Source organism: Tardiphaga sp. 172_B4_N1_3 (assembly GCF_052076035.1).
GTDB lineage: Bacteria > Pseudomonadota > Alphaproteobacteria > Rhizobiales > Xanthobacteraceae > Tardiphaga > Tardiphaga robiniae.
Map to the genome: position 1 here is coordinate 3526378 of NZ_CP197238.1, position 20565 is coordinate 3546942.

Below are 20565 nucleotides of genomic sequence, written 5' to 3' on the forward strand. Positions count from 1 at the left end.
GGAACGTAGTAGATCGAATTGAATGCGCCGATCTTCTCGCTAACCTTGCCTCGCAAGTCTTGTACTGAACAGCGGCTAAGGCGGACGACGGGGACTTTAGATTTCGCTTGGATTTATTAGGCCAAGCCGTTCGATGACGCGTATGACGCCTGTGGGCGAAACCTGAAGCAAGCCGTCTACGCGAGCCACATGCGGGCTGGAGGTCACTCACAGCAAGGCACTCAACCTCACAATGGCCGTGCGCCAAGACCGGCCGTTTCGCCGGTCGGGTGTTATAAGACGACGAGTTGCCTTTCGTTGCCGCGCGGATTCGCCACTGCTGACGGGCGCGATCTGGTGAACCCTCTAGTCGAGTAATTCTTGCTTAGACGCGGCTCAACTCATTATTTCGTTGCCTGCGGGCGAGCTTCGCGGCGCTGAAGGTGAACTACATCAATGCCGGGGATTGGCTTGAGAAATTAATAAATTCCGCGCAGAACGCCTTGACTTAAAGCTGATGTCTGCTGTGTGGGCCCCTCCCCGCGGGCCACGATCTTTGGACCATTACAGATGTTGTGACGGCAAAGGCACCTCATTGTTTGTTAGTTGCTAGCGTAGTTCATATGGAAATCTTTCATTTTGCGGAGCTCTCCAAGAAGGATCACAAAGTTACTGCGGCACTGGCCGGAAGATCCACTCGCGCCACACGGTCAGTAGTGCTGCCATAATGACAGGCCCTAGGAATAAGCCGAACAGGCCAAATGCAGCAATACCTCCAAAGATACCAACAAATGCTAGAAGAAAGGGAAGTCGCGCCGAACCACCGACCAGAGTGGGCCATACGAAGTGATCGCCAGCAAGCATAACGATCGCACCCCATAGAAACACCCCAGCGGCCGCAAACCCACTGCCTTCGCCGGAGACCAAAACTAATGCCGCCGCGGTGAAAGCCAACCAGGCTCCGAACGGTAACATCGCGAATGCTATGGTTATTATAGTAAACATCACGGGGGTCGGTACGCCGGCGACCAAGAATCCGACACCAATAAGCAATCCTTCGCCCACAGCGACGAGAATTGTGCCGTTGACCGTGCCGCGCGTCGCTTCGACCATTTTCTCGACGAGTCCCTCTCCTGGATCGCCGATAAGGCGGTCGCACGTCTCGAGGAAACGGCTCGTGACAGCGCGACCATTACGGAGGAGGAAATACAAGGTCAGAAGTGAGAACAGCAACAGAAAAAGACGATGAAGCAGCTGTGAGCCGAATGTTTTAAACAACTCCGACGCATTATCCGCGTTAACAGTTTGAAGCCATGCCGCTGCAGCTTTTGGATCCGAGAGGTTGGCGCGCCACCAAGTTTGCAGAGTTTCCGCAACGAGCGGTAGACGCGCGACCCAATCCGGCACCTCAACACCGCTCTCGCGGGCTTGCTTTAGCCACCTCACAAGAACGTCGCCTTGCTGCGCGATTTGGTAGATGGCAAGTGACAGTGGGGTGAACAGCACCAAAGCCACGATTGCGGTGAAGATGAACGCTGCCAGACTTGAATGACCTGACGAAAAGCGCCCCGCAAACTTAAGGTACAGCGGCCACAGGGCAACTGCGAGAATGGTGGCCCATATCAGGGCCGGCAGAAAAGCTGAGGCGGTCCATGTCCCGAGGCCGAAAAGGACCAGGGCAAGCACGACCCGGGAGTTCCTACGCGCGTCAGCTCCTAAAGGTAGCGGCTTTCGCTCTGCTCTGGGTGACGCTTGTTCGATGTGCACCATCCGTCGCTTGCGCAACGCTTCCGTTCCGGCCTTTTCTACCATCCATCACGCCCCCGTTTATCGGGGAAGAACAAAAAAGACTGTCGTTCAGTTCCAATCGGGAAAATGTTGCAATGCCATGAACGAGCACCGGATTTCGATTCTGAGGGGCGGACGTTCGAATCGCTCCGAGGCCAACATGAATTGCCCAACAAAATTCTGCTACTTCGCTCGGTATCGGCTTCGTTCTTTTGCAGATTTACGTGCTGCATCTCGTTTTGCTAAACCCCTTCGATTTCGGGCTTTCCCTTTTAGTCACGATGAGTGCACGCAACACGGTATTAGCGAATCGCTCTATGCGCGGTAACGCCGTCGATGCGGCAAAATGCTGTGACGACACCTCCTGAAAACCAATCCATCCTGAGGTTCGCCGAACGGCCCGATGCCCCCCCAGGGCTAGGGTTCGAGCGCGTGGCGGGGCCGTCTTCGTGGTTGTCGACGGTCCCGCTGTTCGTGCGCGGCCGCTATCGTCTCGTCAGCAAAATAGAACTGAACCTCTGCGACAGCTCGCCGCACCTATGAAGGCCAGCAACACAGGAGGCCATCATGCCAGTCGCACTGAAGCAGCCGACGCCCTCGATCGTCACAGCACCCACAACGTCGCCTTGGATGCATCTTGTCCGGTTCGGGGCGGCCGGACTGTTCGTACGATCCTTGCAATGACCTACGGCTTGGATCTCAGCCCGGGTTTCTTCTGAGCAAAGGAGAACCGCTGGGGGACTGGGAAACCGGCGGATCGATATTTCAGTCAGTTCGCCGCAATCAGCCGACGCGCAGGTTTTCTGCCGACGTCTTTCCGCGGTTTTCCTGCTCTTCATAGCTGACTTTGGCACCCTCGTTGAGCGTGCTCAGCCCCGCCCGTTCCACGGCCGAAATATGCACAAACACGTCCTTGCCACCTGTGTCCGGCTGAATGAAGCCGAAGCCCTTGGTCGCGTTAAACCACTTTACGGTACCAGTCGCCACATCGCTCTCCCTACGGCTATCGGCACAACGTCGCATGAAGCCACCGAGAGTCAAGAAGAGCACGCACGAGAGACTAGGACGGCGAGTTATCGAATGTGGCCACGCCTGCCTCTATGACCTCGATTTCATTCTCGACAGCATCCAGCGGCACGCGAAAATCGAAACCGGTCCGGCTTCGCAGGTCCTTAGCGATGCGCTTTCGATGATCCAGCAGACCGACCAGCGCCGCCCGATCACCAACCTGGATGTATGCGCTGACGATAAGCTCGATTGCTGATGCCACTGCCGCCTCCAAAGAAAACCCGCCGGGTCGCTCCGGCGGCTCTGTCGTTTCGTCTACCAGCTAGCAGTAGGCATTACAGTGCCGCTTGAGATGAAGCTATCGGAGGAACCTTAAAGAAGGATCCCGACCGCAGTGCGGTGATGATGCGGTCGATGGTTTGGACCGCGCGTTTCGCGACACAGGCCGGCTGTGGTATTCGCCATCCGCTACCATGCAGTTGTCCTGATCGACGCCTTCTTGCATCGGCAAGAATTGCTGGAGTGACGCCCGGCCCAAGCAACGGAAGCCGAGAGGCTTCCGCGCTCCTGACCAAAAGGTGCTGAGTTCACGAATGCCTACTATCGTCGGAGCACTTGTTTTCTGGAACACGGCATTGCTCATAGGGCTTAATGCCGCTCGGAGAGCCGATCGTAGTTTTCTTTCACTATCGCTCTGAGGTCAGAGTAGACGTCTGATCGGGATGACCCAGCCGCAAGATCAAGGAACGCCTGACTGAAGGCTTTCGTCTTTTCACGGACCATCAGATCAGCCTCATTCCATGCGGCCGTCCCGCCCAGCATAAAAACTTGCATACGCAATGCGACGACCCGGCTTGCTTCGAAGCCGAGAAGGGAAGCTTCGGTCATTGCGACGAGAGTAGATGCAAACATGTTGGCTCCCAGCTTATGAGCTCCCGTTCAAACGGGACGGGACTACGTTGGAACATCTCCTATTCAGCATCGTTCCCTGCAGTTGCACCGGTGGTCGTGCGGCCGGCGCCGCGCGCCGCATTCAGCGCTGTGACGGCGATTTCTCGAAGTCGATCCCGGGGAAAGTTCAGCCGAAGCATAGCCTGGAAGCCGAGTTCGTAGTTGCCAAGGATCTCCCGCTCGAGCGCTAGCGCAATCGCTTCAATCTGAGCGGGGGAAGGCGGCGGATCTGGAACGTCATCGGCTGGCAACGTTTTGGTGGAACCACCCGCGGCGAGGAGCGCCTCAGCCATCAAGACACCTATCTGGACGCTCAGCGCGCCTAGTTTCAACAAACCGTCGACAATATTGCGAGCAGGATCGTAACTCATCTGTCTACCAATGGCGCCGCCGCGCCATTGCTGCTCCGAAAAGAAAAGCAACTAAGAGGGCCCCCAATGGCGCGTCCCGTGTGACCTTTGCCAGAATGTCTAACGGTCTGCCGGGCTTGCGACCCTCGTCGATCGCTGTGCTGACCCGGTCGGCGGCGTCTTTGACGCCGTCGATGACGACATCTTTCAAATCTTCGGCCGGCTCTGCAGGTGGTAGCGTTTTGTCAGTCATGTCGTGATCTCCTCGCTGCAGCAGCACAAGCTTGCGATCCGGCATATCGTTCCAAACAGTCTCGGAACTGTTCTCCAACATTCGCTTTGAACCGGCTCAACAGGGAGCTCGATCATGTCATCCACAGCCGTCGCGATATTAATCTCGGCAATTGTCGCAATTTCAGCGCCTGCTTTCGCCCAAGGTGGTGGAGGTGGCGGCGGGGGAGGATCTAGCGGCGGCTCGGCGGGTGGCAGCGCGTCTTCAGCTGGCGGCGCAGGATCGTCTGGCGCTGGTGCCGGCGGAGCTACGGGCGCTGCCAACTCCGGCAACATCGGGACCGGCAACATCAACAGCGTCACCGCGGCGCCATCGTCCTCAACCAGCTCGCAAACCTACGGACAGTCGCCGGCTGGCGCGGCTGCGACGAACTCGCTGAGCAGCACCAACACGGGCGTGATGGCCAATCCGAACGCTGGGCCGCCTTCTTTGAGAAATAGCGGCGCCAGCGTCGCTCCGGCCGGCCGGGTTGGGGACAAAACTCCGAGCCAAGATGCGAAGTGAGGCCGCGCACCAGCAGCCGCCTGTTTCCGAAGTTTCAGTTCAGACCATGCGCGGTAGCAGTCATACCCAGCGCTTAATCGACGTGGTGATTGCAGTCGGCCGCTAGCAGGCGAAATTCCCAGCGCCGACCAGGATTCACCAGCAAACATTCACGGGCACAATCCGCCAACCCCAACGGGTCCAAACCTGTCGATGACGAAGACACGGGTCACGCCAACCCGGACCCCAACCGCCAATGCCCCAGCCAGCGCTCGCCAGGCCCAGACCAAATCCCGCGCCGACGAACGCCGCCCCCCCCCCAGCCGCCGCGCCATCCACCGCCGCGCCACTCACCTCCATGCCATTCACCTCCGTGCCAGCCGCCGCCACCATGAAACCCACCGCCGCCGAAACCGCCGCGAGCCGAAGCATCGGTTAGTGGAAGCAGGCTCATGGCGGCAACAGCAACTGCAAGGATTACTGTTTTCCGTAACATCGCCTGTCCTTTCCCGGTCATGGTCGCTCCCGGGACAATGACGCAGTTCGGGCTGTTTTGTTTCAGGTGACGGCGGAAGCGATGGCCTGGTTTCCAAGGGCGGCGGTAGCAGAAAGAGCCGGTGAATGTGATCGCTTCTCCCCGGTCCTGCACCGGGCGCTCGGCTGTGTCGGTGACAATTGCGGACTGGTTCGGCGTCGGTGCCTATCCGGCGTCTTGCGGAAGATCGCTTTTGCGACGGATCAAAACTGCCCCAGCTGAGTTTTTTATGGCTAACAGCACAGGAGATGAATATGAGCGTGGAAGGTAAAATCAAAGAAGGTGCCGGCTTCGTCAAGGAAGAGCTGAACGAACACGGCAAGGACGCGGAGAGCAAGAAGAAGGCCCAGCAAGGTCGCGACCTCCGCAACGAAGGCCGTGTCGAAGATGGCAAGGCTCCGAAGACGACACCGCCCGGCTCCGGTCATCCGGAAAAATAATGTCGGCAATTATCGAGAAAGCCCGCCCTCTCCGGGGCGGGCTTTTTGCTGCCTATCCGCATCGGCGCCAGTTGCCGAGCGGTATTTAGCAATAAAACGCTCCACAACAGAAACTCGGATAGCTGACGTAAGGTTAGAGTGGACTCGGTCGCGATCTATCCGCCTAGTCAGTGTTAACCGAGAGATACCTTCTTCGCTCGCAATCTCTGTCAACGCGTCCCAAAAGGCATCCTCGAGGCTAACGCTCGTTGACGTCCCGTTAGTTCGGGTGAAAGTTTGCTTTCGTGGCTTTATAGGTTTCCCCAGGTTAGCCATAGCGATTGATCCCCTTAGTGCGCGCAAAGCGGAGCTACGCCCTTCAGCTCCAACATCTCTCCATCGATCGCACCGCACTCCGGCTTTCTGGCTGCCTATCGCCGACCTCAATTGCCATGAGACGGGAGGACGGCGACACGCCCGAGTAATGCAACCAGCTCCGCCTGCCGCCTTGTTTGAGTTTTGACGAACAGAGAGGCCAGGTGTGAGCGGATTGTCGTCCGGCTCAGACGCCGGGAGCGAGAAATATCAAGCAAATTATGACCACGCGCCAATTCGACTGCAAGCTGGCTTTCCGCGGCTGTAAGGCCGAACAAGCGCCGCAGCGCCTCAGGCGTCGGCTCTGGATGAGCGTCAAGATCGAGCAGAATGATGGTGCTGGTTTCATCGGTCCAAACATTGATCATCTGGCTTACAAGCCTGGTGACGCCTTCCCTGAAAGGAAGTCGCGAGCCATGATGTCGAGCCAACGGGAATTTGCGCTCCCGCGCGATTCACGAGTTGCTTGACGGCGCGATAGAGTGTTTCCCCGCTCGCGGCGCCACATTCGCGTTCCAATATCGCACGACCGATTGCGCTCACGTCAAGCAAACCGCCTCGTTTGAGTAGAACTTGCCCGCAGCCAATTCGCGCCAGGACCGCGTGTAGTACGTCACGTTGTCCAGCTAGGTCAGGCTTCTTGTCTGGATCAGCATCCGACCTGACGAGGGATGCGCGATTGGAAATGTTGAAGATTGATTCCCTGCATGGATGAAGGGATGCAATTGCGGCAGGCAATGCGGCACTCTGGGTCAAGTTCAACATTGCGGCTTTCCCTTTGCCCATTACGTCGTTTGAATGACAAGGCTTGATCGAGCCAAGAGCATTCCGACGTCAACGAGCCGTGTAAATGCTCCGCACGGAGTAATCCGACTGCACACCTCCCCGAAGCCTCGCAATCTAGTGCTCCGACTGACACAGAAAAATAGGAAGAGCGATGCAGAACCTTGCTCCCTTCTGCGCTAGGCGTCGGGCTAGAAGGCTCATGCACACTCGTACCCCATTGTGGCTACCCCCTGTGCCACGGGCGGTGCGACGTTTTCGCAAAGCGAACTAAATCTCAATAGAAGTATTGTACGCGGTTATTGGATGATGGGATGTGTTATGCGTATGCTCATTTTCGGTATCGCATTGTTGTTTGGCGTGGACGCGTCGGCTCAGCCCATCCTTGCCCGTGAGCCCCACACCCTGCCCCCCTTTGCTGTCGTCTATGTCCAGAACAAGAGCTGTAGTTACGGCAAGGTGCTGAGGGTCGTCGGCTCCCTCAAAGGCCTCCAGCGCAAACGTACTTGCGTTTCTGTGAGCTCCGCTCATGCAGAATTCTAATGCCCACCTCAAGGATCGCGCCAATCGCTGTGCTGGTTGCCTGGATCATCGCCGTCGCGGCTGCTGGCATTTTTCTAGTACGACTATGAGCATTACGCTTCTGCCGCGAACCGAGCGAAGTACTTAAGCGCATATGCCGGGAACGGGTTAGATGGCCGCGCGTACCAATGCGTTGCTGTCGTGACGAGAAACCGGCAAAACCGCCGCGTCCATCATCCCCGTTTTGGCCGGTTGTCACCCGGCGTATGCGTCAGACAATTCAGCCAAAGTAGAATAGTTTCTTGCTTTAAGATCAAAGAGCCACGACTTGCCGCGATCGAGGAGCTAGACCCAAGGAGTGCCGTAGTAATCATTGAGCGAGCGAGCCCGGTTGGTGTCCGACCAGTCCCAGTCGCTGTCATTGGCGTATTTCGGCGCGCCCTCGAGCTGAGCCTTCGTCACGTTGGTAACGTAACCCTCAAGATTGGTGTCGTACTTCAGCGTCTGCCAAGGGAGCGGATAATGCTCATCGCCCATCCCAAGGAAGCCGCCGAAGCTCAGCACGGCATAGGCAACTTTGCCGCTGACTTTGTCGATCATCACGCTTTCAATCGAGCCGACCTTTTCGCTGTCGGGACCATAGACGGCGGTGCCTTCAACCTTCTCGCTGCTGATCAGATTGCTCGTTTCGTTTGCCATAATGGCTCTCCCTCGTTTAAGTCTCGATAAAAACGGGAGAATCTGTCATTCGTTCCGGAGTGGCTCCAGTGTGATTTAGCGAAGCCCAGAGAGCCACGGTTATAGACCGACAAAGCCAGCCGCTCTGGGTATGCTGTAGCTCAAACCTGTTGGTGCCGCGCCGTAGCCCTTCAACCGCTGCTATCCCCGCAACTACCATGCCGACGAAGGTCCGCTCTCCCTCATTGACGCGGTGCAAAATCCGCTTGGCGATGACGCATCGGTTTTCGTGACTGTCAAGGCAACGAGGTAAGGTCTCGCACGCTTTGGCATGCCAGTGGAGCAAGTGATCGCGAAGGTGCTGCAGTCCGGTACTCGCTGATTTCCAAGCTCGAGGCCGACGATCGCCGATGGGAAGTTGAAGACATCAAGAACGGCAAGAGGACGAACTTTCAGCCGACCCGAAGAGTGACGTAATCATTGCCAGAAGCTGGCCGACTAATCTCCGCTGCTGTTCTTCGCTTTCCCTTTCTTTTTAGGTTTCAGCGCCTCAGCTTGAGCTCGGAACGCTTCGGCTAGATTGTGCATGCGTTCAGCGTGCTCGGTGTCTTCCGAGCGCAGAGCTACAGCCTCGGCTTTCTTAGCCTGCTTCCTGAGCAACTTCGTTGGTTTCATCCCACATTATATCGCGGCGCGCCCTTTAAGGAACGATGTTCCCTGACGTTGCTTGTTGGAGCAGCCGGACACCATCTCTCCAAGGTCGATAATCCGGTGAGGCCCGACGACATTGCCCCCGATGACGTCGGGCCGAATTATTGCGAGGTACCCCCGCTGCTCGATTGATCTCAAGCGCAATTCACTTTTCAGACTGACTATTTCTGATAATTTGTCACCGCTATGCCACAGACCCAAACGCCGATCTGTCCGAAATGCGGATCTGTCACTGCTTGGCTGCGGTCTACTCCGGCGGACAAGGGCATGGTCATCCATGCCTACGAATGTCCAAAGTGCAGCTTCATCCATGCCGCTGTTGGGCCAGATCCAGTGATCCAGGCCGAGGGCTGGTTGAACGGCGAGCTGCGACCGCTGGAGAAATAACCGTGACAAGGCGCCTGCTTGCGAAACCATGGGATACGGAAGACGTCGCCAAGCTGAAAGAGCTAGTCGACAGCGGAGCGTCTGCTCTACGTGCCGCAGCGGCGCTCGGCCGGCCCATTACGTCAGTCAAAAGGAAGGCGTGCGATCTGGGGATTTCGCTGCCAAGCGTCCGCAAGGTAAGGGCGGACCTGCGAGCCAAAGGCGCTATCGAAGACCTTCGACACCGATAGTCTGTGGGAGAAGCCTGAGCGCTTGACCGGAACTAATCCGCAACAGGACGTTTGAATCTGCCGTTCAGTTGCGGATTTGAGTTATGCCATGGTCGACGCGTTTTCCAGACCCCATTGCCCTCCCCGCTGGCGGTAAACTGGCCACCCTGCAGGATGCCGGCGAATACATCACCCGCCTGCCGAAGCAGATGCACGACGCCCCACCGTGGCAGAACGCAATGCACGTGTTGATACAGGCCGCCGAGTACGACGGGCCGATCGAGTTCGCACGCCTCGGCATGTTGCAAGCACTCTTTCCAGGAGGCACGCCGGTTTACCACTCCGTCGACAAGGATCCGAAGTGGCGCAACCGCTACAAGCTCGTGAGGGATCAATGATGCGCGACATCGACACCATCAACGACGCCATGGATGACGCTCGGGCCGTCTTACACAGCTCATGTGGCCGGGACCGCGGAGCCCGCAATTCGTCTTACAACGCATGCTCGAAATACTTGACCACGAAGACGTGAGCGCTGCACAGGAGCGGCTGCGCAAGGGCTACGGGCGCCTTCGGCTCGTGGAATAAAAATGGCCAGCTGTCCCTCAGGATAAGTCCGGCCATAGTAAACTAAAGTCTAGGTGAACGTTCCTGCGGCTGCTTATACCAATTTCGTGGAAGTCCTGCATTTGCAGGCCTACGCATTGAAATACCAAGCAGGTGAGCTTTGCACACAGTTGCCGCTCGCGTCGGTCCCAACTCTCTGGAAATATCGTCAGGAGATCGGCTGCCAGCCGGATCTCGTAACTTTGCAATATCATCATCGGTCCACACCCGATATTCGTGCGGCATTTCCATCCTCCATACCGACGCTACCTTCCCGGCAAAAAAAGATTATGCGCCGCAACATGGCGGTTCAATCATATTTTCGGTCTTGCTTGCTGAGGGCCAGACTCACGTCTGCCAAAGGTGGAGAGCGCATCGAATTGCGCAAAAGACCACTTTCGAGATTGTGGATCGATTAGTAGCGCTGTGCCGAGTGCGTCGATGGCTCTGACGACGCCCCAACGAGAAGCGATCGCAACGGCTGCACGACTGAGAGCGATATCTCGAAGGTGCGAAGAGTTTGCGAAATTCGGCGGGTATCGATCAGTGTCCGACCGGCTAAATGCTCTGGCGGTGAAATACCAGGAACGAGCGCGGAGAGTTGAGGAACGCGCCGGAGTGTACTTAAATGGGGGCACGCCTGACGACAGGCCGTCGTTCAGTTTGCGGAGAAGGCGCCGCCGTTGTCCTGAATGACTGCCGACTGACCTTCTGCGATCGGCCACCGTCTGTCCAACAACTCTCGCACCTCTTGCCGGACCACTTCCGTACCCGAGTAGTAACCAAGGCAGAGGCCCGCATATCCGCCGATCAGAAAACAAGCGAAGCAAGCCATTAATGTTATCCACATCGCAGGGCCTCCATGCTTCATGGACCTTAGCTCTTCGCCGCATGTACACGAGCTTCGACGTCGAAACGGTATTCTCCCCGCCCGCAGCCGGCGACGTCAATGATAACCGGATTTCTGTCTCAAGTCGCTTAGTTTCTCGCCGGCTGAGAATCGCTCCGTAAACAAGACCGGGTCATCCGGGTCGCCCTCTCGGGCCTCGTGGGCTACTGAACGGTTACGCGCGCGATCCCGCCCATGCCGATTGCGTTGGCTGCTGCTCGAGACGGGTCGATGCAGCCCCTCGATGAACGGGCCGGTCCGTGATGCGGACCCGCACCGATCTGCCGTTGTTCTTGTTCGTGACCGTGACGTGGCTACCGAAGCGCCGGCTCTTGTGCGCGGCCATCAGGGCGCAAGCATTGAACCGTTCGCCCGAAGCCGTCCTACGGCCGTGGTAGCCATCCCCAACGCCGTACTGGCTGGCGACGCACGTTTCTTCCTTGGTCAACTTGACGCCAATCGAGACAACGCCTTCGAAAAAATTCTGGGCAAACGCCGGTGAATTGAAAAATGCGCACAGCAGGACGCACGCGGAGAACAGGCGGATCATTGAGTTTCCTTGGGTTGCGATGCTAGAGGTCGATGGTCGGCGTGACCCTAGAAGCCACGCTTAGGCCAGGCCCGGCGCTCATGGATTCGGTTGAGCGTCGGGCCATTTCGCTGCCGGGCTTGGTTGGAACTAAATCCGTTTTTGCCAATTTTTTCCGCGGTCGGCAGTTTCTGTCGTGGGCTGCCTTCCGGGCTCGGCGGCGTACCCTTGCACCCAACTCGACCGCCGCCGGGCCTCTCTAAATTTCCATCACCGGGCTCGGGATCATTCCGCACCGAGTTCAGTGAGGCGGCCCGGCGGTCGATCCCATCCGCCGTCGGGCCGATCTTCCCCGAGGAACGAATTAGGTTTGCGTTGATTTTTTACGAAGCCGGCAGCTTTCCTCAGCGGCTGTTGGTTAGGCTCGGCGCCTGAGTCCAAACGGGCGCTGGGCCGCCTCTTTAAGCGTGCGCGCTCGGACGAATTCGGCTCTCCAAAAACCTGTCAAGGCGAACGTGATGCCAGTCCCAATAGCGGCGCACGATCTCGGGGCCTTCTCCTCGATGATGAAGGATTTGTTCTTCGAGGACGGCGCTTCCTTTGTGGCGGTGATGGCGCACAAGGCCTGATGTTAGATTTGCGCTCCGGTTCGACCCCGCGTTTGCCTTTTCCACGAAGAGACCCGACCGGGGCCCTAAACATCTGGACTTACAGCGCGCCGATTCCCTAAGCTATCTTATCCCAACTGGTTTGGAATCCGATGAAACAACATCCTTCGAGGATGGGGCTAGGCATTGCGTTAGGGGTGTGCCTTGGAGCTGTCCTCGGCATTGCCATCAGGAACGTGACCGCTGGCATCATTATCGGCATCGCCGTAGGGGCCGTGATTGCTGGTTACGCAGATCATCGATCCCGGTAGCAAGCGCACGCCCGGCTGCTCCCCATCTCTCCAAGGAACATGGCGCGCTGGTTGTCGTTTTCCCTTATGTCCGACGAAGACGAGCCCGTCACCGAGATCGCCGCTCCGCCCGTTTTGGTCCCCGAAACCAATCGATTGTGGCGGTTAACGCCTGCATTGAATCTGCTTGAGAAGAGCAGACAGATTGCCATCGTCCCCGCCGAGACCGAGGGGGTGGCTCGCGCCATTGCGACGAGAGCAGATCCCATGGGACGGGATTGGCGTGATCGCGTCTCGTTCGCAGCGGATAGCATCGAGACGACCGAGCGGCACGTCATCGGCGACGTAATATTTCGATCTATCCCGCAGCAGCCTCCTCCAAAGCCGAAACGAACCAAGAAGGCCTAACCATGCCCAAGAGAATGACTGAGCATGAACTCGAGATGTGGGCCGCAGATCTACTGATGGAAGCGCACGCGATCGCTCCATGCCCCACCACGGCTATATGCGTTTGCGACACAGCCATCACGCTGTGGACTACGCTCTGTCGCTGGCAGAACACCGAACATTCTCGGGCAAAAAGGAGCGGATCGCGGCGGTCGAGAGCGTGCTCGATGGGCTGAGTGATGAGTGTCCCGCATGCTGACACCCAGCTTGCCAGATCTCATCGACTTTCCAAATGTCGTACCGCGCTCGGGTAAGCTCAAAGCATGACAAAGAAACCAGCGGCTTCCCTGCATGACAAACCACTCAACATGCCCGCCGAGGATGACCTCGAAGCGCTGCTGGCCCTCGATGTGGGCGTGATGTCGATACACGATTCCCCGCTCCTTGGTACTCTGACGTTAGTCACCCGAGATGGGCACTACGATTTTCTGATCAACGAACAGATCGCCAACGAACTGGTCCAAGAAGCACGAGCTCTTCTCCGAGGCGATAGCCCGTCTCTGGTCGAACGTAACGAATAGTCAGATTGCCATTGGTCAGTAGAGCTTGTTGCCCACATTCCGAAGAAACGGACTTCGAGTGCATCCAGGTGCGGATCGCCGACACTCGCAACAACAGGACATGATCGCTGCAGCGCGAAAATCGAGGACGATAGACAGAAGAACGAGAGTACGGGTTAGAAAAATGCTCCGCAGCGACATCACTCGCCCATTGAATGCGAAACCCGCCTCGCTCCGGGTGCAGCGGGCGGACAGCTTCAATACCGAAGTCTGGATACCGGCGGTGTCCCGCCTCGATCCGTGCCCATGATCAGGCCTGTCACGCCGGCATGTTCCATCAAGGCTTGCTTGATCAGCTGGATGCTCAACGTCGCTCTTCCTGCGTATGGAACCAGACGGTAGCGGGTGCCGCACGCTTTGATTTGTTCCCGCCTGCCGCTCACAACTTCGGCGCGATCGTCCCCGTGTGTGCCTTTTGAGAGACGGTAGTGGGGCGTATTAGTTCATACGATCTCGCTACAGATTCAAAATGGAGCGACACATGAAAAAGTACTTACTCGCAACGGCCGCGCTACTTTTCGCTGCAACGTCGGCCTCGGCTGCCGACATGGCTGCACGTCCCTACACCAAGGCGCCCGCAATGGCGCCCGCGATAATCTACAATTGGACCGGCTTCTATATCGGCGGTCACGTCGGCGGCGCCTTCCGCGGCAATTCGAACAACGTTCTCGGCGGCGGTGACGACGGTCGCTTCATGGGCGGCGGTCAGATCGGTTGGGACACGCAGTTCGCGCCTAACTGGGTGTTTGGTCTGGAAGCGAACTACAGCTTCATCGACACCAGCAGCAGCTTTGCAAACCGCGGTCTCGGTTCGGTTACCGGCCGTCTCGGTTACACATGGGGCCCGTCCCTTCTTTACGTAAAGGGCGGTTACGCCTGGGCCGACTCGCGCTTCACCAACGGCTTCACCGGCGATGGTGGCCGGGATGGCTACACAGTTGGCGGCGGTCTCGAATATCTGTTCAGCCAGAATTGGTCGGGCAAGGTGGAATATCAGTACTACGATTTCGGGACGACCAGTTTCGTCACTCCGACGTTTGCTATCGGCGGCTTCCGAAACGACGAGCACACGATCAAAGCGGGCCTGAACTACCGCTTCAATCTGGGCAACTTCGGCACCGGCACCTTCTAAAGACTGACGTCAGTGAGAGGCCGGCAAATGAATGCCGGCCTTTTCTATTTGCCAGACGATTGGCAAGACAATCAGAACAATTACGGCCGCCGCGGACATCTCCGGGGCGGGCGCATTTCTTCACTCAAGGTGAGAGTTGTCAGTCAATATACCCTCAGCCAGCGCACATCGTTGATCACCCTATCCAGACCTGCCCCTGGTTCTGACACCTCATCTCGGAGTCGCCGAGCGCATCGAGCACGATGATTGCACGTTTGATGACCACCTTAAGGGCGGCGTGAAACGTGGCGACAGAGTGATCATTCATTGCTGAACCTTCGCGACCGGGAACGATCCGCCACAGCGGCTGTTTTCTGGAAAACTCGCCGGAGCCAATCGATGAAAGTGATACTTTCTAAAAAGGAGCTGGAGCGCGAAGCCCTCGCGGAGATGAGAAAACGCCCAGGTTGCGAGACGCTGAAGGCAGTCGACGTCCAATACAGTGACCTTCGAGCCGATACGAATTGGACTCTGTATGCCTTCACAGAAGGTCGAATTGATCCAGGTGCTTTGCATAGCGCGCTGGAAATGACCGTAAACAAACTGCGCCATCAATATGAATTGCGCGCCCCGGAGTGATCCCTTACAGGAAGACTCCCACCTCGTCCTGAAGTCTGACCTCCATGCTTAAAAAGAAAGCGACCGCCAACGAGCTGATCTGGCTCTTTCACGAGAAGCTTGCAGGCTCCAACTTTCCCAATGCCGGGATTGCGATTATTCCAATCGGTAACGGCAATTGGTCCGCGCTGACGAATGCCACCGAACGCCGGCACTATCCCGATCTGGCAAAGACTGTGGTGCGAATAGAGAAGCAGCTCCGCGCTCGCTACCTCCTGAAAGAGGTTTGATCTGCCTTCACGGGCGGGAACTAAGCCGGCGATTGCCTGTTCTATGGTCCCATCGACCAAGGCTGCATCTTGAACAAGACCAACCAGTTTGACCTTCCTACGCTGCCACATGCCCAAGCCGCCGAGCGCTCTCGAATGAGCGACGACCAAAGCCTGATCAAGGCCCGTTACTGCAGATCGATCCTGAAGGTCGCCGCGATCAGCACCGAGCAGGAAGCCCGCATTTTGCTGAACGGCCTGGCCACCGAGCAGGTTACCACGAACACCTCTCCCGCGATGGCCGAGGCTGAACGAGTAGCTTTGACTGCGATCCGCGATCTGGCTGGATATCAGCACAGCCGAAGCGTCCCCCAAAGCTCCAGCGAGTGGATGCGTGCCGCGCGAGCAATCCAGTTGTGGCTAAACGTTCACGATCAATAGGCATCGTGCGCGCGGAATGCGGAGAAACGGACGCGTCCGATAGCAAACAGCAAAAGACATCTCGTGAGCTGTAGCTTCTGTATCGGAACGGCCTTTTTCGAAGCTCGTCTTAAAAACTTCATTAAAGGCACGCGCCGCTAAGGCATCCGGCGCCTGACCTTTACCCTACGGTACGCGGTACGCAGTTGCGTATCTGTGATGCGTACCTCGCCGTCCGAAAAATAGCTCAAGTGGCGGATGTCGTTGAGGTTTCCGCCTACTCGTTTTGTGATACGCAGTATGCATTTTCCCCAGACAGGAAAAAATCTGCGCGTGAGGAGAGCGCCGGTCCTTGGCGATTGCGCCTAAAATGCTTTCAGACTTTCCCCTACGATTAGACAAAGCTGGTTTAGCTCCCCGAAAAACCGGCGGCCGGTCTTGAGGCAGCGCTCATTTCCGGCGCAGCATTTTCGCGATTCAGGCGCTCGCGCATTTCCTTTCCGGCCTTGAAGAACGGAAGGCTCTTTTGGTGCACGGTAACATGTTTTCCAGTACGTGGGTTGCGGCCTGCACGAGCGGGGCGATGCCTTACCGAGAATGCGCCGAAACCGCGAAGCTCAGCCCGATCACCGCGTGCCAGCGCAGCGACGATCTCATCGAGAATCGCGTTCACGATGTTCTCAAGGTCCCGCTGGTAGAGGCGCGGGTTATGTTTAGCGATGCGTTGAACAAGTTCGGATTTGACCATCGTGACGTCGGAAATTTGGCGGGAGGCCGCATTTCCTCGATCTGGCTTGCACTGTCAAGATACAATAAATTGGGGCATCGTCGAAAAACCTGACGCGGCGAGACGTGTTGATCTGCACTCACCAATCTTGGAGCGGAACCAAATCATCCACTTCTGTTTACATAATCCAAGTGCGATATCCCAATCGATTTCCTGTCTGTTCCCGATGTTGAGGCCTCCGTGCGCCTTCGATCTGGCCGATGGGCATTAGCCGAGGAGCGTCAATTGATCGCGTTGATCTAGGGAATACGTCGGCAGCCAGAGCTCCTGTATCTGTTGTTTTCGTTCAGCTTAAGGCGCCGCAGCTTTGGTTTTAGAGGCCGTCAAGCAACGCCCTGACCTTTTCTGCAAGATCGTTGATTGTATAAGGCTTTGAGATGAGATGCGTACCCGCATCCAGAACGCCATTATGGACTATGGCGTTTCGCGTATAGCCCGTGGTGAACAAAATCTTGGCGTCGGGCAACAGCGGTTGGAGGACTTTTGCGAGCTCACTGCCTGTCATTTCGGGCATCACAACGTCGGTGAAAACCAAATCGGGCCGTGAGCCGTTCTCAATGAGGTGAATGGCTTCTCGCGCGCTTGCAGCTTCTATGACCGAATAGCCAAGTTCTCGAAGCGTCTCGACAGAGATCGCTCGCACGCGTTCTTCGTCCTCAACCACCAGGACCAGCTCTTGATGCTGCCCCACGTCTGCGCGCACCGCGCCAGTCGAAGCATCGGTCGTAACCTCGCCGTAGAAACGCGGCAGGTAGATTTTTACGGTGGTGCCAACATCAGGTTCCGAATAAATCTTCACATGACCGCCCGACTGACGCACGAAGCCGTATACTTGACTAAGGCCAAGGCCCGTGCCTTTTCCGACTTCTTTGGTCGTGTAGAACGGATCAAAAACTTTGCTCAGCACATCGCTGTTGATACCGGTACCGCTGTCGGTCACTGCGATGAGAACGAACTGTCCCGGTTCAATTGAGTATTGTCGGGCATACGCTGCATCCACAGACGCGTTCATCGTTTCGATCGTGAGTTTTCCTCCTTGAGGCATCGCGTCCCGCGCATTGACCGCGAGGTTGAGTAAAGCGCTCTCAAGTTGAGCCGGATCGGCTTGGACGTTCCACACCCCCGCTGCGAGCACTGTCTCGATTGCAATGGTCTCGCCCAGCGACCGATCGAGAAGCTCGCTCATACCCGCGATCATACGATTCACTACGATGACTTCTGGAGCTAAGGGCTGCAGGCGGGAGAAAGCCAGCAAGCGCTGGGTTAAGGTAGCGGCCCGGTTAGCGCCGTCCAAGGCTCCGTCAATGAAGCGGGTGATGTCAATGTCACCCTTTGCCAGCTTCCGGCGGGCTAGATTCAAGCCTCCGATGATCACGGCGAGCATGTTGTTAAAGTCGTGAGCTATCCCGCCAGTCAATTGGCCAACCGCCTCCATCTTTTGGGCCTGTCGCAGCTGCTCCTCCGCCTTCGAACGTTCGCCAATCTCCGTGGCCACACGTTGCTCGAGATCGATATTGAGCGCCTGCAGCTCCGCCTCGGCCCGTTTCCGCTCGGCGAGCTCCCTTTCGACAGCCGCAAACAGCCTCGCATTGTCGATGGCCGTCGCCGCGTGTCCCGCAATTCCCAAGAGAGCAGCCTCATGCTCTTCTTGGAACTTGCCGGTTTCCTGATGGCCGAAGAACAGCCCTCCCAAAACGTCACCGGTGCGTGAGATGACCGGTACCGCAAGGTACGAGCGCACCGGAAGGTGGCCTTCGGGCATTCCTTTGCGGGGAGCGTTCTTGCCGTATCGCGGGTCGGCGAGGATGTTTTCTGATCGTACAACCGCCGTGCCAAGAAACGTCGGCTCAAACACTGCTGTATTCCGCGGCATCGGAAAATTCGCGAATGCAGACCGGGGCGCGCCGGAGAGCGCGTAGAGCATGTAGCTCTCGCCCTCGGGCGAGAGAACATTGTAGAAGAACGCGCCAAATTCCGCACCGCAGAGCTCCAGGCCGGCATCCGTAACGGTCTGGACGATGGTCTCGAGATTGCGTTCCCTAGCGACGGTTGCCCCCGTGTCATTCAAGATCCTGAGATGTCGTTCGGATTTCTTGCGCGCCGTGATATCGATGACAGTGCCAACAAAGCGCACTGCATTGTGATTGACGAATATTGCGTCACCCGTTGCGGCGAGCCATCGTTCGATCCGGTCCTCGATTCCAATCGTCCGATACTCGATGCGATATGCAGCCAAGGAGGAGGGGTCCAAGGCGTTGGTCACCGCGCGATGAACGCGTTCGCGATCGTCAGGATGCAGCCCCGCAAGAAACGATTTTTCATATGAAATCTCGGCTTCGGATGAAAGGCCAAACAGAGCTTTGCATCTCGCGTCCCAGCGAAGGACGTTATTTACCGGGTCAAAGTCCCACGTTCCGATACCGGCTGCGTTGTTAGCTAGGCTGAGGCGCTCTGCGGCTTCTCGCGCGGCTTCTTCTGAACGGACTCGCTCGATATGAGCCCACGACCTTTCGGTAACCTCCGCAAGCAGGGCCAGCTCGCCAGCCGCCCAGCGATGGGCGGCCTGATGATGTATTGCCATCAATGCCGTTAAGCGGTCCTCTTTCACGAAGGGCATGCAAATAGTGGATCCGATCCCAATATCTTGGAAGGTTCGGGCTTCTTCCGGCTCCAATTCTTCAAGATTGTCATTGATGATCAGCGGTCGGCCGTTACCCAGCTCCTGAACAGCTTTTCTGCCGAAGTCAGCAAGGCTGTAGTGACCTAAGATGTGTTTCGCGCCAGGTGCTGCCCAGTCGCCGCGAATAGTAAAGCCATCCTGATCTTCATCCATGTCGGCATAGGCGCAGTTAGACACGTTGAGGTGCTGGCCTAGCATCCGGGTCGTGACTGATAGAATCTCGTCGGCCCTCCGGCACTTCGCAGTTTCTTTGCCGAGGTCATCCAGAAAGACAAGACGGGCTTCATTCGCCCGAATAGTTGCCTCTGCCCTACGCCGTTCTACCGCAGTCCGGGTCCGGTCAGCGACCTCCCGCATGAGGTCAAGTTCGGCGTCTGACCATTCTCGTGCTTCGGCATTGTTGAGATAGAGCAATGCCACCACGCCGTTTGGCTCAAGGATGGGCATGTTCACCAAGGCGCGTGCCGAAATAAGCTCAAGGGCCTTCGCCTGATGTCCTACCCGACCATCTTTTTCGGCGTCGGCGAACACCACGGTTACGCCGCGCTTCAAGTCCTCAATGTAGCTGCCGTAATCCCGGAATTGCAGAACCCCAGCCAGGCTTTTTATGCCCGGCGCATTCCAGTCCCGGCTTATCGTAATGGTTTCAGCGGAAAGGTCGATCGTGCCGTAACCCGCGCGGCTGACACCGAGAGCCCGCCCCAAGGTCTCCGCGGCGGCGTACGCAAGATCGTCAGGGTCTGATATCTGGCGGATATGATCGCCCAATGCCGATAGCACATCACTGCGCAGCCCCGAAGCCATCATTGCCGTCATGCGAAGGCCTCAGCTGGCGGCAGCTGTACAAGGTCGCGACGACTCGAAGCGTTTCGAACGGGACTGAGAAAAAGGCTCACGTGACCCCATAAATTCAATAAAATTCGGAATTTGGTCAATTCGTTGCCGGCCGTCAGGTTCCAATTATCCGTTTGGCCAGGTTAGCTGACCGCCGCGATTGCCAAATATTCAGCTGATAGGGTTTGCGGCTGTCAGAGAGTTGAGGAGTCCGTTCATCCCAGACAAGGAATGCGTTCATACCGCTTGGGCATCGGATGGCATTGCCGTCGAAGAAGGAAAGCCAGTGGTGAAACGCCCCCGTCGGCGCTAGGAGCCCGCCGCATCTGGCGGGATCAGTCGTCTCGACTGCGATCGGCTAATCGCCCCTTACTAGGCGTCATGGATCGACGTAAGCTTAGTGGTCGCCTCCTTCACTCCTTTCTGTTTGAGACGGCGATCAGCGAT

At 57.2% G+C, this 20565-nt stretch carries 21 protein-coding genes; 8 read left to right on the forward strand and 13 right to left on the reverse strand.

Annotated features, from left to right (window positions below; genetic code table 11):
• Positions 1-648: 648 nt before the first annotated feature.
• From AB7783_RS16735 to AB7783_RS16760, 6 genes are all read right to left on the reverse strand, one after another.
• A complete protein-coding gene (locus tag AB7783_RS16735; RefSeq protein ID WP_244499904.1) occupies positions 649-1665 on the reverse strand; it encodes an AI-2E family transporter in 1017 nt (338 codons plus the stop codon).
• Between the two features lie 885 nt (positions 1666-2550).
• Entirely contained in the window at positions 2551-2754 is a 204-nt protein-coding gene (locus AB7783_RS16740) for a cold-shock protein (protein ID WP_068738889.1), read from the reverse strand.
• 73 nt (positions 2755-2827) lie between these two features.
• Positions 2828-3037 carry a hypothetical protein gene (locus AB7783_RS16745; RefSeq protein ID WP_086937168.1) on the reverse strand — a complete coding sequence of 70 codons (210 nt, stop codon included), beginning with the start codon at positions 3035-3037 and terminating at the stop codon, positions 2828-2830.
• Between the two features lie 386 nt (positions 3038-3423).
• On the reverse strand, positions 3424-3687 hold the full coding sequence (locus AB7783_RS16750; protein ID WP_184511649.1) for a hypothetical protein: 264 nt from the start codon (positions 3685-3687) through the stop codon (positions 3424-3426).
• A 59-nt stretch (positions 3688-3746) separates the two neighbouring features.
• Entirely contained in the window at positions 3747-4097 is a 351-nt protein-coding gene (locus AB7783_RS16755; protein WP_184511650.1) for a hypothetical protein, read from the reverse strand.
• Between the two features lie 4 nt (positions 4098-4101).
• Positions 4102-4329 (reverse strand): hypothetical protein, encoded by a 228-nt coding sequence (locus AB7783_RS16760; protein ID WP_068738890.1) that lies wholly within the window; start codon positions 4327-4329, stop codon positions 4102-4104.
• A gap of 1311 nt (positions 4330-5640) precedes the next feature.
• Here AB7783_RS16760 and AB7783_RS16765 point away from each other — a divergent pair.
• The gene (locus AB7783_RS16765; protein ID WP_068738891.1) at positions 5641-5826 is read left to right on the forward strand and encodes a hypothetical protein; all 186 of its coding nucleotides are present in this window, start codon (positions 5641-5643) and stop codon (positions 5824-5826) included.
• A 9-nt stretch (positions 5827-5835) separates the two neighbouring features.
• On the opposite strand, the gene AB7783_RS16770 is transcribed toward AB7783_RS16765, so the two are convergent.
• The 3 genes from AB7783_RS16770 to AB7783_RS16780 form a co-directional block, all read right to left on the reverse strand.
• A complete protein-coding gene (locus AB7783_RS16770) occupies positions 5836-6141 on the reverse strand; it encodes a ribbon-helix-helix domain-containing protein (protein ID WP_439059630.1) in 306 nt (101 codons plus the stop codon).
• Positions 6142-6248: 107 nt separating this feature from the next.
• A complete protein-coding gene (locus AB7783_RS16775) occupies positions 6249-6548 on the reverse strand; it encodes a hypothetical protein (RefSeq protein ID WP_441278246.1) in 300 nt (99 codons plus the stop codon).
• A gap of 1282 nt (positions 6549-7830) precedes the next feature.
• On the reverse strand, positions 7831-8184 hold the full coding sequence (locus AB7783_RS16780; RefSeq protein ID WP_120286810.1) for a PRC-barrel domain-containing protein: 354 nt from the start codon (positions 8182-8184) through the stop codon (positions 7831-7833).
• A gap of 1390 nt (positions 8185-9574) precedes the next feature.
• Here AB7783_RS16780 and AB7783_RS16785 point away from each other — a divergent pair.
• Complete coding sequence (locus tag AB7783_RS16785; RefSeq protein ID WP_120286813.1) at positions 9575-9868, forward strand: hypothetical protein; 294 nt, start codon at positions 9575-9577, stop codon at positions 9866-9868.
• Between the two features lie 1272 nt (positions 9869-11140).
• On the opposite strand, the gene AB7783_RS16790 is transcribed toward AB7783_RS16785, so the two are convergent.
• On the reverse strand, positions 11141-11515 hold the full coding sequence (locus tag AB7783_RS16790; RefSeq protein ID WP_441278247.1) for a septal ring lytic transglycosylase RlpA family protein: 375 nt from the start codon (positions 11513-11515) through the stop codon (positions 11141-11143).
• A gap of 778 nt (positions 11516-12293) precedes the next feature.
• Positions 12294-12422: a hypothetical protein gene (locus AB7783_RS16795; RefSeq protein ID WP_441278248.1), complete on the reverse strand. Its 129-nt coding sequence runs from the start codon at positions 12420-12422 to the stop codon at positions 12294-12296.
• A gap of 57 nt (positions 12423-12479) precedes the next feature.
• On the opposite strand from AB7783_RS16795, the gene AB7783_RS16800 reads away from it, so the two are divergent.
• The 6 genes from AB7783_RS16800 (at position 12480) to AB7783_RS16825 (ending at position 15838) form a co-directional block, all read left to right on the forward strand.
• Positions 12480-12800, forward strand: coding sequence for a hypothetical protein (locus tag AB7783_RS16800; RefSeq protein ID WP_120286815.1), 321 nt, complete (start codon positions 12480-12482; stop codon positions 12798-12800).
• A gap of 302 nt (positions 12801-13102) precedes the next feature.
• Positions 13103-13360 (forward strand): hypothetical protein, encoded by a 258-nt coding sequence (locus AB7783_RS16805; protein WP_120286816.1) that lies wholly within the window; start codon positions 13103-13105, stop codon positions 13358-13360.
• Between the two features lie 520 nt (positions 13361-13880).
• A complete protein-coding gene (locus tag AB7783_RS16810) occupies positions 13881-14531 on the forward strand; it encodes an outer membrane protein (protein WP_068738774.1) in 651 nt (216 codons plus the stop codon).
• Between the two features lie 378 nt (positions 14532-14909).
• Positions 14910-15149, forward strand: coding sequence for a hypothetical protein (locus AB7783_RS16815; RefSeq protein WP_139069979.1), 240 nt, complete (start codon positions 14910-14912; stop codon positions 15147-15149).
• Between the two features lie 44 nt (positions 15150-15193).
• The gene (locus AB7783_RS16820; RefSeq protein WP_068738776.1) at positions 15194-15418 is read left to right on the forward strand and encodes a hypothetical protein; all 225 of its coding nucleotides are present in this window, start codon (positions 15194-15196) and stop codon (positions 15416-15418) included.
• Between the two features lie 69 nt (positions 15419-15487).
• Entirely contained in the window at positions 15488-15838 is a 351-nt protein-coding gene (locus AB7783_RS16825) for a hypothetical protein (RefSeq protein WP_068738777.1), read from the forward strand.
• Positions 15839-16226: 388 nt separating this feature from the next.
• Here the strand turns inward: AB7783_RS16825 and AB7783_RS16830 are convergent, their stop codons facing one another.
• Positions 16227-16565, reverse strand: coding sequence for an integration host factor subunit beta (locus tag AB7783_RS16830; protein ID WP_439064762.1), 339 nt, complete (start codon positions 16563-16565; stop codon positions 16227-16229).
• 352 nt (positions 16566-16917) lie between these two features.
• On the reverse strand, positions 16918-20100 hold the full coding sequence (locus tag AB7783_RS16835; protein WP_441278249.1) for a GAF domain-containing protein: 3183 nt from the start codon (positions 20098-20100) through the stop codon (positions 16918-16920).
• Positions 20101-20565 lie beyond the last annotated feature (465 nt).